Here is a 16969-nt window from a genome sequence, read left to right on the forward strand (position 1 = left end):
ACGTGCGGCTTGGTCCGTTCGAATTTACCTTTTGCCATTTCAGACTCCTAAGATCTAACGATATTTTTGGGAATTACCAGGCACACCTGACGGGCGAGTGCTACGACTGCCAACCAAAATTCTGGTGCCCTTGACGTGGATTGAACACGTGGCCTCTCCCTTACCAAGGGAGTGCTCTACCACTGAGCTACAAGGGCTGATTTTTGCGATGTAGAAACCACCGCACTAACTGGAGCGGGTGAAGGGAATCGAACCCTCGTCGTAAGCTTGGAAGGCTTCTGCTCTACCATTGAGCTACACCCGCGAGGTACAACTTCTATCCGACTTCACAGATCTTCTTTTTGGTGGTGGGGGCTGGATTCGAACCAGCGTACTCAGAGAGGGCAGATTTACAGTCTGCTGCCTTTAACCACTCGGCCACCCCACCGCGAAGAACCGCAGAGTATGAAGCAAGCTCAACGTACTGTCAATCAGGTTTTGGTAGAAGATTTTCTACTTCGCCTGACAGCGTTGCTTCGGGGCGTGATTGTAACGGGCCGACTGTAAAGCTGCAAGGGTGATTTTTGCATGGCATGAAAATATTTAATCCCCACCGCCAAACGCGGGCTCAGGCAGGTGCCAGCGCCGCCAGCACCTGTGCCTTGAGCGCCTTGATCAACGCGGTCTCATCTGATGGCACGCCTTCCGGCGCCGGTACGATGCGGTCGGCGTAGAACAGGCCCAGCTGCACCTTGTTCACTACCAAGGGCAGCACGATGAAGCTCTCGGCGTCCGGCAGCAGGGTCTTGTACCAGGCCGGCAGCAAGTCGCGGATCTTGGGGCTGAAAGCGTCGGCGATCATCATGTCGACGTCGTTTTGCAGCGCCAGGTGGAACAGGTCGCGCCGGCTGGCTGCGGGAAACGCGAAGCCGGCCTGCAGCGCTGCTACTTCGCCCCCTGCGCCCTCGCCCAGTGCTGCGCGCGCCCGGTACTGGCTGCTGCGTGCGTCGCGCAGGCATAGCGTGGAGAAGCGGAATCGCATGGCGCCGTGCAGCGTGGACAGGGCCGCCATCGCCACCTCGTGCATCGCGGCCTGACCGGAGCCGCGCAGCAGCGTGACTTCCTGCAGCCCGGCCAGCAGCCGCTCGGCCGCGTTCTTCGGTTTGCCGCTGGGGTGATACTCATCCTCGTCGTCGGCGCCGGCGTCGAGCGAAGCCAGCATCAGCACGCCCGGCAAGCCGTCCGCCGGCGGCGTGTCGCTCTTCGGCGCCCGCTCGAAGCTCAAACTCTGCAGCATGGCGGTCATGCCTTCCTGCACCGTGCCGAACAGGGTCTCGATCGCCTCTTGATCGAGCTCCAGCGCTGCGCCGTAGCGCTCCAGCAGCGCAGCCACCTCGGGCGACAGCGCCGGCTCGTGGCTGCGCCCCATCAGGCGCGCGATGTCGAGGCCGAACGAGGCTACCTGGCACATCCATTCGCTGCGGTCCTGCGCCACCGGCAGCGGGCCCGGCGCCAGCGCGGCCTGGGCGCGCACGATCAGCTCGGGAATGTCCCACTCGACCAGCACCGCTTCGGCCAATGCCGCATAGCTGCAGCCCAGGATCAGTTGCGAGGCCTGCGCCGGCGTGTACTTGTCGGCCGCCACCAGCGCCGCGATCTCGCGGTAGCGCTCGTATTCGTGGCTGGCGACGAGCAGCGGCCCCAGGTTCTTGAACAGGCAGCAGATCGACGCTTCCTCGCCGCCCTTGTACGGGCTGATGCGCGCCATCTCGCGTCCCACCATGCTGGCGCACAGGGCCGCTTCCAGCTCGGCGCGCACGGCGGCGTCCTGCTGGCCGCCGTCGAGCGCATCGACCAGCAGCATGGCCAGCGCGGCGCTGCGCACATTGTCGAAGCCGAGCAGGGAAATCGCGCGCGAGACAGTGGTCACCTGGCTGCCGCCGGCGCTGCGGTATTGCACTGCGTTCGAAAGGCGCAGGATACGCTGGGTCAGGGCCAGGTCGGACATCACGTGCAGCGCCAGGTCTTGCGTGCCGCGGTCGCTGGACGAGGTCATCTCGATCACGCGCGCGACCGCGGTGCCGAGCGCGAACATGGCGTCGTTGCCGGCCACCTTGCGCAGCAAGGCAGGGCGCACGCGGCGCGCGGCGCCGTCCTGGGGAATGTCCGCCATGATGGGTTCAGCCTGGTCAGGTCAGCTTGCCTTGCGCGGGCGCGCCGCGCCGCCCTTGCCATAGCGCTTGAGGATCTGCTGGTGCAGCGCGGTCATGGGAGGCAGTTTCGGATTGAGGGGGTCGAGCTTGCGCACGTTGCCGATCAGGCCGATCGCCTGCTGGCCGAGACGGTCGTCCCAGCCCAGGTGTTCGAGGCAACGCAAGGTAGCCAGCGCGGCGTTGAACGCCACCGCCGGGTTGTTCGGCAATTTCTCCGCCGCCGCCAGCATCAGCTTGACCGCGCCCTGGTAGTCGCCGTTCTTGGCGCGCGCAGCGCCGTCGGCGACCAGGTCGACCACGTGCTGGCGGCTCTGCTGGGCCAGCTCGCGCGCCAGTTCGCCGCGCCCGGCTTTCTCCATCACGCCCATGGCGCGGTTCAGCGCGGCGTCGTTGGCAGCGTTGCGCATCACGTCGCGCACGATGCCGGTGGCGCCCTCTTCCATGCCGTTGTCGAGACAGCTGCGCGCCAGCTCCAGCTTGAGCTCGGACGACAGTCCCGGCGCATCCTTGCAGGCGGCCAGCGCGCTTGTGAGCGACTCGCCCAGGCGCACTTCGTTTCCGGTGTATTCGTGCACCAGGGCCGAGGCGATTGCGCTGCACAACCCGATATTCGTGCGTCCGCCCATCGAGCGCTCGAGATCGCGCACCACGGTGGCGGCCGACACCGGGTCGCCCTTGGTCACCAGCGCGCGCACCAGTTTCACATGGTCTTCGGGATCGCGGAATTCCGAATACTTGGCCTTGCCCACCACCTGGCGCAAGGCTTTTTCGGCGGTGTCGACGTCGCCCGCCTCGAAGGCGGTGTCGGCCAGCGTGCGCAGGCGCCGCACCGCGTGCGGCGACACCGCCACCGCTTCGCTCAGCACAGCCTGCGACTTGTCGAGTTCGCCGGCGGCGGCATGGGTGCGCGCCAGCCAGTCATAGGCGTCGACGAAGTTGCGGTTACTGTCGACCAGGTCTTCCAGGATGTCGCGCGTCTCGGCGTAGCGCTTGCGCAGGAATAGCGTCTTGGCCAGGCCTAAACGTGCCCAGGCGATGGCCTTGATCTCGACCAGCTCGCGGTAGATCGGCTCGGCCTGTTCGGCTTCGCCCAGGAACATGTGCAGCTCGGCGCGCAGGCGCAGGAAGTCGATCGCGTAACGCGTGTGCAGGCGCTGGCCGTCGATGCAGGCCTGGATCGCTTCGTGCTGGTCGCCCGCTTCCATCAGGGTATAGACCGGCAGGAAGGCATTGCGCTTGTCGAGCGCGCGCGCGATGCGTTCCAGCAGGCGCTCGGCGGTGAACGGTTTCAGGACATAGTCGGTGGGCGCGAGTTCGGCGGCGCTGACCACCTTGCTGTGGTTGCCTTCGGCGGTGACCATGAAGAACATGGTGGCGAGCGGCATCAGCTTGTGATGACGCAGGTCTTCCAGCAATTGCTGGCCGTCCTGGCCGCCTTCCAGGTCGTACTCGCACAGGATCAGGTCGAACGAACGCAGGGTCAGGTGCTTGACGGCCTGGTTCGAGGTGCTGGCGTGCTCGATCCGGGTAATGCCGCACAAGGTGAGCATGCTGTGGATGCTGGCCCGCATCCCGGCGTGGGGCTCGATGATCAGGGCCGACAGGCCTTCCAGTTCGTTCATTGTTATCCGTATAAGCCGTGGCGGCACGGGCGCGTGGCGTCGGATCAGTATATTACGACCGGGAAATAAATTAAGCTAAATCGGGTAAAGACGCGGCGCCGTAGCGAGCGATGCGGTCAAAAAACGACAGCGCAGTGGGCCGGGGCCGGTTTTCAGGCTTCCGGCGTCGGCGCGGTGGCCTGGTACAGGGCGGTGCGGCGGTTGGCGTCGCAGTCCGATTTATTGGCGCCGACGATGATGTTCTGGTAACGCACTTCGTACTTGCCCGCGGCCAGCTTGTCGATATTGAAGGTCGAGCGCGACTGCACGTAGGCGTGGCGCACGTTCGAGCGGCGGTCAAGGTCGTACAGCTTGACGAACACCGGAGAGGCGTTCGCGCTATTGTCGATCAGCACCTGCATCTCGGTGCCGTCGTTGCCGACCGGGTAGCCGGGCAGGTAGCTCGATTCGACCGGCCACGGGTCGCCGCTGGGTGCGCTCAGGGTGTGCAGGTCGGTGCCGCAGTCGGGCGCATGTTCCGGCACCACCAGCTGGGTGACGGCCAACGCGCGCACCTCGGGCGGCGGTTCCTTGACGCCGAGCGCCGAGCCGGTGCCTGCAGCGCTGTTGGCGCCGGCGCCGCTGCGCCTGGCCCAGCCGTCGGTGCTGGCGTCGCGGCCGGGCTCGTCGGCATGGGCGACGCTGAGTGCATCCGCCTTGGCAACCGGCTTCGCCTCCGCCTTGTCCAGGCCGCTCCAGGCCAGGGCGCTGGGCAGCATCTGTGGCTGTTCGCCGACCATCACCGCCACCGACGCCCCGGCGATGAAGGCGCCCATCAGGCCCAGCCACCAGCGCGAATCGCGCGCCAGGCGGGCACGGCGCGGGCGCGGCGGCGGCTGGGCTTCCCAGGCCGCTTCCGGGCCCTTTTTCGGCGCGCCGTCCTTGGCGTTGGAGCTTTCCACCCACTCGACTTCCCATTCCTCGGACGCGATCCAGTCGTCGTGCTCCTTGCGCCGGATCGGGTCGGACAGGATGTTGTAGGCGGTATTGACGATCGCCATGATACGGGCGGCCTTTTCGTCGCCCGGATTCTTGTCGGGATGGTATTTCTGGCTCAGGGCCTTGTAGGATGCACGAATCACTTCCTGCGGCGCATGACGCGACACCTTCAGGTTGTCATAGTGTGTGTGAATCTTGGCCATGGTGTGTCAAGTCTGCCCGCTCGTGCCTGCCGCCGTCATTGTCCTCAGCCGATTCTGGTTGCCCATCAGGCGCGGAGAATATCTGACCGTCCAGTCTCACAGCTTAGCCGGATTTGTGTCCGCTGTGCAAGATGACAAATAGTCTACAACCTGTGGCTGCGGTCCGCGCGCACGATTGCATCGGGCAATTGCACATCTTTACCAACTATCAGCACCTTGAACAACTCCCCCATTTCAGCAGGAGAGACCAGCTTTTGCACTGCCCTGGAATGGGGTAGATACGAAATCGCTTGTTCAGGGTCGTATTCCAGCAACAGTTCGCCAATGCCGGCGCCGAGCAGGAAGGCGGCCTGGCTCATGTAGCCCAGCACCGGCAGGCCGGCATCCTGGGCCGCCAGCGCCATCGCCGTGAAGTCGACGTGGGCCGTGATGTCCTGCAGGCCCGGCAAATAAAACGGATCCGGGTGGGCATGATGGCGGTAGTGGCACATCAGGGTGCCGCCAAGGCGCTGGTCGAGGTAGTACTCGTGGGCCGGGAAGCCGTAGTCGAGCAGGATGGCGGCGCCGCGCCCGCCGGCGAACATCTGCGCCAGCGAACCCATGAAGCCGGTGCCGACCGGATGCAGCTCGGTGACATAGCCTTCCAACATGTGCTGGTGCTCGGGCACTTGACGAATCAATTGTTCGTGCAGCTCGGGGCCAAGGGCTTCCTGCACGAAGGCGAACGCGCCGTTGTCGACGGTGACCATCTGGCGCATCCAGCCGCCGGCCGTGCGGATGACCAGCTCGACCGGCATGGCGTCCAGCACCTCGTTGGCCAGCACCACGCCGCTGAAGATTTCCGGCATCGCGTCCAGCCAGCGCACCTGCGGCAAGTCGGCCAGCGCTTCCTGCTGGCGCGCGCGCAGTTCGCCCGACAGTTCGATGATGGTGTACGAGTTCAGCCCCACGCCCTGCTTCTCCAGCGCGGTGATGACGTCGCGCGCCAGGCGGCCGGTGCCGGCGCCGAACTCGATGATGTCGGGCGCGCTTTGGGCGATAATAGCGGCTGCCACGCGCGCCAGGGTCGCGCCGAACAGCGGCGTGATCTCGGGCGCGGTGGTGAAGTCGCCCGCCGCGCCGAGCTTGGACGCGCCGCCACTGTAATACCCGAGCCTGGGCGCATACAGCGCCAGTTCCATGAACCGCGAAAACGCGATGCTGCCGCCTTGTTGTTCAATCTCGGCGGCGATCAGGCGTTGCAGGGCTTGGGACGCGGCGAGCGCGTCGGGGTCGGGTACGGGCAGGGACATCGCGTTATTTTAATGAAGAACCAAGGGCAAACCGCCATTCTACCGATGGCGCGCCAACATTGATGAGCACAACCTCTTCCACATCCTCCAAAGTCGCCAAAGTCGCGCTGGTCACCGGCGCCGCCAAGCGGCTGGGACGCAGCATCGCGCTCGAACTGGCCGCGGCCGGCTGGGACATCGTGGTCCACTATGGCGCCTCGCGCGATGACGCCGAACGCACCGTGGCCGAGATCCAGGCCCTGGGCCGGCGCGCCTGCGCCCTGCAGTGCGAGCTGGCCGACGAGGCCGCCGTGCGCCGCTTGTTGCCAGAAGCGAACACTTTATTGGGGCGGGTCAGCTGCGTCGTCAACAACGCCTCGCTTTTCGATTATGATGCCGCTCTCGATTTCTCGCACGCGCGCCTGGACCGCCACATGCACATCAACCTGGCGGCGCCGGTCCTGCTGGCGCAAGCGCTATACGAGGCGACGCCCGAGGGCGAGCAGTCGGTGGTGATCAACCTGCTCGACCAGAAGCTGTACAACCTGAACCCCGACTTCCTGTCGTACACCCTCTCGAAAGCGGCGCTGGAAAGCGCCACCACCATGCTGGCGCAAGCGCTGGCGCCGCGCGTGCGCCTGGTCGGCGTGGCGCCGGGGCTGACATTGATCAGCCATTTGCAGACCGAAGAACAATTCTGCGCCACCCACGCGCTGTCGCCGCTCGGAGAGTCGAGCCGGCCGGACGAGGTGGCGCAGGCCGTTGTGTTTGCCGCAAGCAACCGGGCATTGACCGGCACCACGCTGCTGGTCGATGGCGGCCAGCACCTGATGCCCATGTCCCGCGATTTCAGCCTCATCAACAGGAATACCTAATGTTCATTCACCCGCGCCTGGAACACTGCCGCCGCCTCTTCATCCGCGATTACCGCCTGGACATGGAGATCGGCGCCTATTCCCACGAAAAGAACAAGTCGCAACACGTCGTCGTGAACATCGAGTTCTGGGTGCCGCTGGAGTGGAACACCCCGATTTCGGACGACCTGGACGAAATCGTCAACCACGACTTCGTGCGTCCCGGCATCCAGGACATCATCAGCCGCGGCCACATCAATCTGCAGGAAACCCTGTGCGACGCCATCGTCAACCTGGTGCTGGCGCATCCGAAAGTAGTGGCCGCGCGCGTGATGACCGAAAAGCGCGAGGTGTATCCGGATTGCCTGTCCGCCGGCGTCGAAGTATTCAAATTCAAAGAGTAATTTATGAACAGCATGACCACGGAAAACCTGGAACAGCCGGCCTCCGACGAGGTGTCCGCCAAGCGTCTTGAAAAGATCGCGCACGAAAACAACAAGCTGCACAAGCGCCTGTGCCGCCTGGTGGGCCAGGCGATCGGCGACTTCAACATGATCGAAGACGGCGACAAGGTGATGGTCTGCCTGTCCGGCGGCAAGGACAGCTACGCCCTGCTCGACATCCTGATGACGCTGCGCGAACGCGCGCCGATCCACTTCGACATCGTCGCGGTGAACCTGGACCAGAAGCAGCCCAACTTCCCGCCGGAAGTGCTGCCGGCCTACCTCGATAAACTGGGCGTGCCGTACCACATCGAGAACCAGGACACTTACAGCATCGTCAAGCGCCTGATCCCGGAAGGCAAGACCACCTGTTCGCTGTGCTCGCGCCTGCGCCGTGGCATCCTGTATCGCGTGGCCGACGAGCTGGGCTGCAACAAGATCGCGCTGGGCCACCATCGCGACGACATCCTCGAGACCTTCTTCCTGAACATGTTCTTCGGCGGGAAGCTGAAGGGGATGCCGGCCAAGCTGGTGTCGGACGATGGCAAGCACATGGTGATTCGTCCGCTGGCCTACGTGAAGGAAGCGGATACCGAGCGCTATGCGGAAGTAAAAGGGTTCCCGATCATTCCGTGTGACCTGTGCGGCTCGCAGGAAAATCTGCAGAGGAAGCAAATCAAGGCCATGCTGCGCGAGTGGGAGAAGAAGCATCCGGGCCGCGTCGAGAATGTGTTCTCGTCGCTGTCGACCGTGGTGCCGTCGCACTTGCAGGATCGGGATCTGTTCGGCTTCGTGGGCCTGAAAACCGATGGCGTGCCCAATCCGCTGGGCGATATCGCGTTCGATGAAGAACCGTGCTCGACGCCGACCAGCAATACGATTTCGTTGACGCAGCTTTAATCGACACGACCGGCATTGATGAAAAGGCAGGGCCAGGTGGCCCTGCTTTTTTTCGCCTGCCGCGCGGTGCGGCCGTGGTACGCTGCCGTTTCCTTACATTTGCCGTAGCGACAAAGATGCGCCAGCCATTCCGTGTATTGCGACAACTGTCCCTTGCCCTTGCCGTCTTGTTGCCCTGCGCCGCAATGGCGCAGCCGAGCATGATCTACCTGGTTCGCCATGGAGAAAAGGCTGTCGGCACAGACCCAGAGTTGATAGCGCAAGGCCAACTGCGCGCGCAAAACATCGCCACGACGCTGCACCGTGCCGGCATCCAGGCCATCTTCAGCACACCGACCACGCGTACGCTGCAGACCGCGCAGCCACTGGCGCAGCGCCTCAAGCTGCCGGTACAACAGTACGCGGCGGAGACGCCGAAGGTATTGGTCGAGAAAGTGAAAGCGCTGCGCGGTGCGGTGCTGGTGGTCGGCCACTCGAACACGCTGTCCGAGCTGGTGACCCTGTTCGGCGGCGCGCCCGGCGCGGAGATCGCGGACGATGAATATGACCGGCTGTATCAGCTGATCAATGGCGCGGATGGAAAGGTGACGACGGTGCTGCTGACGTCGCTGCCGGCGACGCCGCAGCAATAAGCAGACGAGCGGCGGTCAGCGCTCGCAGCTGTCGAACGAGGTATCGAGCCAACCGTCCGGCTGGCACTGCCCTGCCACCAGCGCGGCGATCCGTGCGGCACGGCGTGCATGTTCGACAGGCGCCTTTGAAGGGTGATATTGGTTGGGCGCCTTGATCATCGCCACCAACCCAATGAATTCCTGTTCGTTCAACTGCGCCAGCGGCTTGTCCACGTAGCGTAGCGCGGCATCGGGCAAGCCCTGTACCTGCGCGCCGTCGTGCGTGCCCATGTAGACCGAGCCGGCATACAGCGCCAGCTGCTGCGCCTTGGATAGCTTCGCATCCACGACCAGCGCCATCACGTCGCGCCCGAGATCGATCCGTTTGCAGCAGTTGAACACGACGCGATACAGCGACTGCAACGCGCCGGCCGCGCCATCCAACCGCTCGCCATACAGGAACAGGTCGCGTGCCAGCGCCGACGAGATGGTGGCCAGGCCCTGCCCCTTTGCCACGCTCAGGCCGGAGTGGGTGAGGAAGTTGGGATCCTCCACCCGCAACAGGATCGCCGTCTGACGCTCCGTCAGCAGCGTCCTGCTCTCGGCCGATACCTGCTTCAGTAGCGCATCCGCATTCAGCCAGGCCCAGCTTGCGGCAGTCAAGAGATACGCCGCGAGCAGCAACGGCAACCACAGCGCCCGCCGCAGCCACACGGCCATGCGCGACATCGCCGATGGCCGTGTGCCGAACAGGCGCCGCATGGCGTGTTACAGCGCCACGTCGGTGCGCAGCACCGGATACAGGTTCAGGCGCTCGTCAAAGGACGAATGGCGCTTGGCGAAGAACGCCAGGCGCGCCTGCGGGTTCCTGGCGAACGCCGGATCCGTATCCAGCAGGCGCTGGAATTCGGCGGCCACCGCCGGGTCGCTGGCGAGCTGCTCGCGCGCCACGTCTTCGGCCACATAGTCTTCCATGTATTCCTTGCGCTCGAAGGCAGTGTTGAACATGCCCCAGGCGACCAGCGCGTCCGGCGCCTGCGGCTCGAACATCGCCACCACCAGGCGCGCCTTCGGCTGCGCGATCGGCACGAACAGGGCGCCGGCCGCGACCTTGCGCGGTTCGGCTTTCCACTTGCCTTCCAGCGTCAAACGCTGGTGGCCTTCGAGCGTACCGGCGCCGAAGGTGGCCTTGTCGGCGCGGAAGGTCTGGGCATCAAGACGCTCGACTGCCTTGTCCAGCTTGCGGAACGCCACGCCGTGCTGGCGCAGCTTCTCGCCGACGATCGCGGCATACGCGGCCGGCACAATGTAGCCGGCGCGCGGCGCCTTGACTTCCAGGTCGGCCACGACTTCTTCGCGCAGCGGCACGTGCCACACCTGCGGCCTGGATTCGTCGTAGCGCGTCATCAGGGCGCCCGAGATCTCGGACGGCTTGCGGGTGTAGGCATAGCCGTTGAAGTCGACCATCTGGGTTTTGTCGGTGGTGCGGTAGGTCAGCGCCACCGGCTTGTCGCCCAGCCTGGCGGCGCGGGCGTCGGCCGCGTAAGCGGCCTGTTGCCATTGTTTGCCATGCTTGGCCACCTGGTCCAGCACCGAAACCACGGTGTTGCGGGTGATGCGCACGCGCACCGGGTACTCTTTCCACGAGTGGGTTTCGACCAGCATCGCCATGCGATTGCGCAGCTGGAAGTAGCCGGTCGAGAAGCGCGGGTCGGACACGCTGTCCATGAAGCCGGACATCGGGTCGTCCTGCTTGACGAACGACATGTAGTAGGACTGCGGCGTCGAGCCCTCCTTCGCGATGTCCTTGATGACGTTGGTGCGGAGCAGCAGGCCGGCCTTGCGCAGGTCGGCGTCGCCCGAATACACCGGCTCGACCTGGATCGAGATGTCGTGCTGGAACTTGGCGCCGTTGGTGGCGTGCAGGTCGACGTAGGTCAGCGGATCCCAGGCGTTGACCAGGCCCAGCATGGCCTGCATCTCGGGCGCGTCGGCCTTCAGATAGTCGCGGTTGAGGTTGAAGTTCTGGGCGGTGGTGCGCCAGCCCATTTCGACCGGGCCGCGCTGGTTGGGGCGGTTCCACTTGCCGAAGCGCTCGTGGCCGTCGACGTTGAACACCGGGACGAAGATGAACACCTGCTTGTCGAGCGCGCCCTTGGCGGCGCTGCCTTCCAGCACTTGACGCAGGGCCAGGAAGCCGGCGTCCTTGCCGTCGATTTCACCGGCGTGGATGCCGCCCTGGATCAGGGTGACCGGCAGGCCCTGCTTGCGTGCTTCTTCAGGCGTGAAGGCATTGGTGTTGCTGGCGATGAGGGCCTTCATCGGACGACCTTCGGGGGTGGTGCCGAAGTCGATGCAGCGGATCTGTTTCGGGTAGGCCTGCTGGAAAGCGTCGCACAGGGCGATCACCTCATCGTAGCGGCCGGTGGCCTCGAAGCCGGAACGTTCGGAGACGGTGGTCAGGTTCGGGGCGGCGTGGGACAGGGGGACAGCCGACAGCAGGGCCAGCAGTAATGCAGAACGGATCATTGATGAAACTCCGGCAATTGATGAGGTGACAAAAGCTGGAGATTATAGACCTGTTCGTGCGGCAATTATCGGTGCATTGCCGCCGGCCATTCGCTCAATTGCGCGTGCGGATCGCAATCTCCTTCACCTCCGGCCTGACGATCTGCATCGGCACCATGCGCGCGCGGCCCGTCGAGGTCGGGCAGGCATTGGTGCTGCGGTAGGCCAGCGCCGCCGCCAGCAAGCCTTCGGCCGGGTCGCCCACCGCACGCGACAGATCGTCGCTCACGGTGCAGGTCGGCGCGAAGCCGTCGGCGAAGTCACCGAAGCCTTTATGGTTGACGCCCTTGAACTCGATCGAGAAATAGGTGGTGCCGCAGTTGGGTACCGGAGTGAAGCCGTATGGCTTGCCGCAGGTAGCGCCGCCGATCTGGATCACCTCGACGTCGGCGCCGCGCAGGCCGTTGATGATGGCTTCGCTGGCCGAGCAGGTGCCCTGCGTGCTGAGCACGGTCACCCGCTTCAGGCCCAGCGTCGGCAGCGGCGTGCCGGCGCGTACTGGATTGGGCGAGTCGAAACCGTAGGCGGTCGCGCGGAACGGGATCGGGTCCTCGGCCGGCCTCTTGTTGTTGACCTGGGCGCGCTCGAACACCTTGCCGGCCGTGTTGGCGGGGCCGGCGATCATGTAGGCCAGTTCGCTGGCGACGTACAGCAGGCCGCCGCCGTTGTAGCGCACGTCGAGCACCAGGTCGCTCACGCCGGCGTCGCGCAACGTGGTGATGGCGTCGATCAGCTGCTTTTCGGATACCGCGTTGTGGGTGTCGAAGGTCAGGTAGCCGACCTTGCCGCTCGGCGTATCGATCACTTTCACGTTCTTGACCGGCGCCACGCGCACTTCCGATGCGGTCATGCTGACCTCGTAGGGTACGCCGCTACGCTGCAGCATGAAGCGGTGCGTGCTGCCGGCGGCGTCGGGGAACAGGCCGGCGTTGATACGCGTCACCGACGCCGCATCGCTGGCATTGACGAAGTCGACGCCGTCGACCTGCGCCAGCATGTCGCCGCGCAGCAGGCCGGCCGCGGCGGCGGGCGAACCCGGCTCGACGGCGGTGATCAGCCAGGTGCGCGGCGCGGTAGCGCTGGCGTTGCGTGTCCAGGTGATACCGTAGCCGAGGTCGATGCCTTCGTTCTGCATCGCGTCCCACTCGGCGCTGGGGTAGGTGAAATGGTATTCGTCCCGCGCGCGGCCGGACGGGGTGATGGCCGGCGTCTTGAGCACGTTGAAATAGGTCACCGGATCGCTGAAATCGGCCATGCGGAAAGTGTTCGGCACTTCGTCGTACCAGAGATAGCTTTCGTTGGTCCAGGCGCGCAGGAATTTCAGTTCGTCGAGCAGCGTGCCTTGACGGTCCGGGAAGGCGCGGCCGCTACTGTCGACGCCGGTGCGCGGCTTGGCGCACAGGTTGGCGTAGCTGGCTGAGTTCGACAGCAGGTTCGGGTTCAGGTCTTCCGGCGTGGCCTGCGATGAGACAGGTGCCGGTGTAGTCGGCTGCTGTGCGGCCGGCGGTCGGGCGCCGATGCCGGGCGACCCGCCACCGCCGCCGCAACCGGCGAGAACGAGCAGCGCGGCCAAGGCGCTGAAGGACTGGCGAAAGGGGCGAAATGGCGAGCTCATCCGACCAATTATAGAGGCGGAATAGCGGCCGAAGAACAACCGAATGTCACGACTGCGGCTAGATCACAACGAAGATTATTGCGATGACAAGAACGCGTGGACGGCTATGCCGTTAACGCGTTCAAGCCACGCCGAAAGAACGATGACGCGTTCTTTACGCCGCGCGTGGCGCCGCCCCGGCCGGCGCATGGAACGCCGCCACCAATCCCGCTTCCTTCTCCTTGGCCGCCTTCAGGTGGCGCGCCTTGACGTGCCCGTAGCCGCGGATCTCTTCCGGAATGCTGGCGATCGCCACCGCCTGCGCCAGATTGTCCGCCGTCAGCTTCGGCAACAGCGCCGCCACCGTCTCGCGGTATTGCCCGATCAGGGCACGCTCGGTGCGGCGCTCGGCGGTGTAGCCGAACACATCGAACGCCGTGCCGCGCAGCCCCTTGAACCTGGCCAGCATGCCGAACGCGCTCATCATCCACGGACCGTATTCGCGCTTGATCGCGTGACCCTGCTTGTCGTGCTTGGCCATCAGCGGCGGCGCCAGGTGGAACTTGATCGAGATGTCGCCTTCGAACATGCCGGCGATCTTGTCGCGGAAGGCCGGATCGGTGTGCAGGCGTGCGACTTCATACTCGTCCTTGTACGCCATCAGCTTGTAGAAGTAGCGCGCCACCGCTTCGGACAGGCGCGTGCCCTTGCCCAGCCTGGCTTCCTCGGCGCGCACGCTGTCGACAAAACCCTTGTACTGCACGGCATAGGCGGCGTTCTGGTAAGCGGTGAGCAGCTCGACGCGGCGGTTGACGATCTCGTCCAGCGTCTGGGTGCGCTTGAACTCGATCACCTTGGCCGGCGCCGCGACCTTGGTCACCGCGGCCAGGTCGTGCGCGGCCGAGCGGCCCCAGTTGAAGGCGGCCTTGTTGAACGCGACCGACACGCCATTGAGTTCGATCGCCTTCATCAACGACGCTTCGTGCAGCGGTACGTGGCCCTTCTGGAAGGCGTAGCCGAGCATGAACATATTGGTAGCGATGGCGTCGCCCATCAGCGCGGTGGCGATTTTCCCGGCGTCGACGAAATCGACGTTATCGGCGCCGCAGGCTTGCAGGATGGCGCCGCGCGAACCTTCGGCCGGGAACTGCCAGTCCGGGTTCTTCACGAACGCGGCGGTGGTGGCGCCGGTGGCGTTGACTGCGGCCCAGGTGCGGCCCTCGCCCATGCGCGACAGCGCGTCGCGGCTGGCGGTGACGATCTGGTCGCAGCCGATCACGAGATCCGCGCTGCCGGTGCCGACGCGGGTCGAATGCAGGTCGGCCTGGTGCTCGGCCAGGCGAACGTGCGACATCACCGGACCGCCCTTCTGGGCCAGGCCGCTCTGGTCGAGCACGACGGCGCCCTTGCCTTCCACGTGGGCAGCAACGGCCAGGATCTGGCCCACGGTCACCACACCGGTGCCGCCGACGCCGGCGACCAGGATGCCGAACGGGGTCTCGACCGACGGAATGCGTGGCTCAGGCAGCACTGGTGGCGCCGCTTCGGCCGTGGCCGCCTTCTTCGGCTTCTTCAGTGCGCCGCCTTCGACCGTGACGAAGCTCGGGCAGAAGCCCGACACGCACGAGAAGTCCTTGTTGCACGAGGACTGGTTGATCTGGCGCTTGCGGCCCAGTTCGGTTTCCAGCGGTTCGACCGAGAGGCAGTTCGACTGCACGGAACAGTCGCCGCAGCCTTCGCACACGGCTTCGTTGATCACGGCGCGCTTGGCCGGGTCGGGGAATTCGCCCTTTTTGCGGCGGCGACGTTTTTCCGAAGCACAGGTCTGGTCGTAGATCACGGCCGACACGCCCGGCATCTCGCGCAGCTCGCGCTGCACGTCCATCAGTTCGGAACGGTGGCGCACCGTGGTGCCCGGCGCCCAGTTGTAGTCGCTTGGGTATTTGTCCGGCTCATCGGTGACGACGATGATCGGCTTGACGCCCTCGGCCGCGATCTGGCGGCTGATCATGCCCGGGTCGAGCGGACCGTCGACGTTCTGGCCGCCGGTCATCGCCACCGCGTCGTTGTACAGGATTTTATAGGTGATATTGACCTTGGCCGCGACCGAGGCGCGGATCGCCAGCGCGCCCGAGTGGAAGTAGGTGCCGTCGCCCAGGTTGACGAACACGTGCTTTTCATTCGTGAACGGCGCCTGGCCGATCCAGGTCGTCCCTTCCGCTCCCATGTGAGTAAAGGTCGAGGTCTCGCGGTCCATCCACAACACCATGTAGTGGCAGCCGATGCCGGCCATGGCGCGCGAGCCTTCCGGCACCTTGGTCGAGCTGTTGTGCGGGCAGCCGGAGCAGAAGTACGGGATGCGATCCGTTTCCGGGTTCGGCTTGGCCGGGATGCTCTTCAGCACCAGTTCCTTGGCTTCGAGGAAGGCGATGCGTTCGCGCACCCGTTCGGCCACCGGATGGCCGGCGCAGTAGTGCGAGATGCGCGAGGCAATGGCGCGCGCAATCTGCGCCGGGTTCAGCTCATAGGTCGCCGGCAGCAGCCAGTCGCCGTGGCCCATGCGGTCCTTGTTGCTCCACTCGCCGGTGTCGTCGAATTTGCCGACCACGCGCGGGCGCTGGCCGTCCGGCAGGTTGTACAGCGCTTCCTTGAGCGCGTATTCCATCACCTGGCGCTTTTCTTCCACCACCAGGATCTCGTCCAGGCCGCGGGCAAATTCGTGCACGCCTTCGGATTCGAGCGGCCAGGTCATGCCGACCTTGTAAAGGCGCAGGCCGATGTCGCGCGCGGCCTGCTCGTCGATGCCGAGGTCGGCCAGCGCCTGGCGCGTGTCGACATAGCTCTTGCCGGCGGTGATGATGCCGATCTTCGGCGTCGGGCTGTCCCAGATGATGCGGTTCAGTTTGTTGGCGCGGGCATAGGCCAGCGCCGCATACCACTTGAAGTTGCTCATCCGCACTTCTTGATCCAGCACGGCGTCCGGCCAGCGGATATTCAGGCCGCCCTGCGGCACTTCGAAGTCGGTCGGGGTGACGATCTGCACCCGGTTCGGATCGAGGTCGACCACGGCGCCGGATTCGATGATGTCGGTGACGCACTTCATCGACACCCACAGGCCGGTGTAGCGGCTCATGGCCCAGGCGTGCAGGCCATAGTCGAGGTATTCCTGCACCGAGGACGGGTACAGCACCGGGATGCCGCAGTGGGTCAGGATATGGTCGGACTGGTGCGCGGTGGACGAGGATTTGGCCGCGTGGTCGTCGCCGGCCAGCACCAGCACGCCGCCGTGCTTCGACGAGCCGGCGTTGTTGCCGTGCTTGAACACGTCGCCGCAGCGGTCCACGCCCGGGCCCTTGCCGTACCACATGGCGAACACGCCGTCGTACTTGGCGTCCGGATACAGGTTGGTTTGCTGGGTGCCCCAGACCGAGGTCGCGGCCAGGTCTTCGTTCATGCCGGGGTGGAACTTGACGTGGTGCTCTTCGAGATACTTCTTGGCCTTCATCGCGGTCTGGTCGACCGAGGTGACCGGCGAGCCGCGGTAGCCGGTGATGAAGCCGGCGGTGTTCAGGCCGGCCTTCAGGTCGCGCTCGCGCTGCAGCATCGGCAGGCGGATCAGGGCCTGGGTGCCGGTCATGAAGGCGCGGCCGCGCTCCAGCGTCCATTTGTCATCCAAAGAAATGGCGTGCTCGGGCAGCGCGAGCTGGGCACGGTCCAGGGGTGCGTTCATTGC

Annotated in this window: 12 protein-coding genes and 3 tRNA genes; 4 read left to right on the plus strand and 11 right to left on the minus strand. The window is 65.0% G+C overall.

What is annotated here, in order from left to right:
* Positions 1-122: 122 nt before the first annotated feature.
* The 7 genes from QPK27_RS12755 to QPK27_RS12785 form a co-directional block, all read right to left on the minus strand.
* A tRNA-Thr gene (locus QPK27_RS12755) sits at positions 123-197 on the minus strand.
* A 33-nt stretch (positions 198-230) separates the two neighbouring features.
* Positions 231-304, minus strand: a tRNA-Gly gene (locus QPK27_RS12760).
* A 38-nt stretch (positions 305-342) separates the two neighbouring features.
* A tRNA-Tyr gene (locus QPK27_RS12765) sits at positions 343-427 on the minus strand.
* 180 nt (positions 428-607) lie between these two features.
* The gene (locus tag QPK27_RS12770) at positions 608-2152 is read right to left on the minus strand and encodes an HDOD domain-containing protein (protein WP_290418625.1); all 1545 of its coding nucleotides are present in this window, start codon (positions 2150-2152) and stop codon (positions 608-610) included.
* Positions 2153-2173: 21 nt separating this feature from the next.
* Complete coding sequence (locus tag QPK27_RS12775) at positions 2174-3814, minus strand: tetratricopeptide repeat-containing response regulator (protein ID WP_290418626.1); 1641 nt, start codon at positions 3812-3814, stop codon at positions 2174-2176.
* Between the two features lie 152 nt (positions 3815-3966).
* Complete coding sequence (locus QPK27_RS12780) at positions 3967-4995, minus strand: J domain-containing protein (RefSeq protein ID WP_290418627.1); 1029 nt, start codon at positions 4993-4995, stop codon at positions 3967-3969.
* Between the two features lie 143 nt (positions 4996-5138).
* A complete protein-coding gene (locus QPK27_RS12785) occupies positions 5139-6287 on the minus strand; it encodes a class I SAM-dependent methyltransferase (RefSeq protein WP_290418628.1) in 1149 nt (382 codons plus the stop codon).
* A 62-nt stretch (positions 6288-6349) separates the two neighbouring features.
* Here QPK27_RS12785 and QPK27_RS12790 point away from each other — a divergent pair, with 62 nt between their 5' ends.
* From QPK27_RS12790 to QPK27_RS25480, 4 genes are read left to right on the plus strand one after another with little or no spacing between them, the layout of a single operon-like run.
* Positions 6350-7141 carry an SDR family oxidoreductase gene (locus tag QPK27_RS12790; RefSeq protein WP_290418629.1) on the plus strand — a complete coding sequence of 264 codons (792 nt, stop codon included), beginning with the start codon at positions 6350-6352 and terminating at the stop codon, positions 7139-7141.
* A complete protein-coding gene (locus QPK27_RS12795; protein ID WP_290418630.1) occupies positions 7141-7524 on the plus strand; it encodes a dihydroneopterin aldolase in 384 nt (127 codons plus the stop codon). Before QPK27_RS12790 ends, QPK27_RS12795 begins: the two co-directional genes overlap by 1 nt.
* Positions 7525-7527: 3 nt before the next feature.
* Complete coding sequence (gene ttcA / locus QPK27_RS12800; RefSeq protein WP_374047060.1) at positions 7528-8463, plus strand: tRNA 2-thiocytidine(32) synthetase TtcA; 936 nt, start codon at positions 7528-7530, stop codon at positions 8461-8463.
* Positions 8418-9095: a phosphoglycerate mutase family protein gene (locus QPK27_RS25480; protein ID WP_290418631.1), complete on the plus strand. Its 678-nt coding sequence runs from the start codon at positions 8418-8420 to the stop codon at positions 9093-9095. The genes ttcA and QPK27_RS25480 overlap by 46 nt, the downstream gene beginning before the upstream one ends.
* 15 nt (positions 9096-9110) lie before the next feature.
* On the opposite strand, the gene QPK27_RS12810 is transcribed toward QPK27_RS25480, so the two are convergent.
* From QPK27_RS12810 to QPK27_RS12825, 4 genes are all read right to left on the minus strand, one after another.
* Positions 9111-9836 carry a transglycosylase domain-containing protein gene (locus QPK27_RS12810; RefSeq protein WP_290418632.1) on the minus strand — a complete coding sequence of 242 codons (726 nt, stop codon included), beginning with the start codon at positions 9834-9836 and terminating at the stop codon, positions 9111-9113.
* A gap of 6 nt (positions 9837-9842) precedes the next feature.
* Positions 9843-11603, minus strand: a complete 1761-nt coding sequence (locus QPK27_RS12815) for a M14 family metallopeptidase (protein WP_290418633.1) — start codon at positions 11601-11603, stop codon at positions 9843-9845.
* Positions 11604-11697: 94 nt separating this feature from the next.
* The gene (locus tag QPK27_RS12820; protein WP_290418634.1) at positions 11698-13257 is read right to left on the minus strand and encodes a S41 family peptidase; all 1560 of its coding nucleotides are present in this window, start codon (positions 13255-13257) and stop codon (positions 11698-11700) included.
* A gap of 154 nt (positions 13258-13411) precedes the next feature.
* Complete coding sequence (locus tag QPK27_RS12825) at positions 13412-16966, minus strand: indolepyruvate ferredoxin oxidoreductase family protein (protein ID WP_290418635.1); 3555 nt, start codon at positions 16964-16966, stop codon at positions 13412-13414.
* Between the last annotated feature and the right edge of the window lie 3 nt (positions 16967-16969).

It is taken from the genome of Massilia sp. YIM B02443, assembly GCF_030411955.1.
Classification (GTDB): domain Bacteria; phylum Pseudomonadota; class Gammaproteobacteria; order Burkholderiales; family Burkholderiaceae_D; genus Telluria.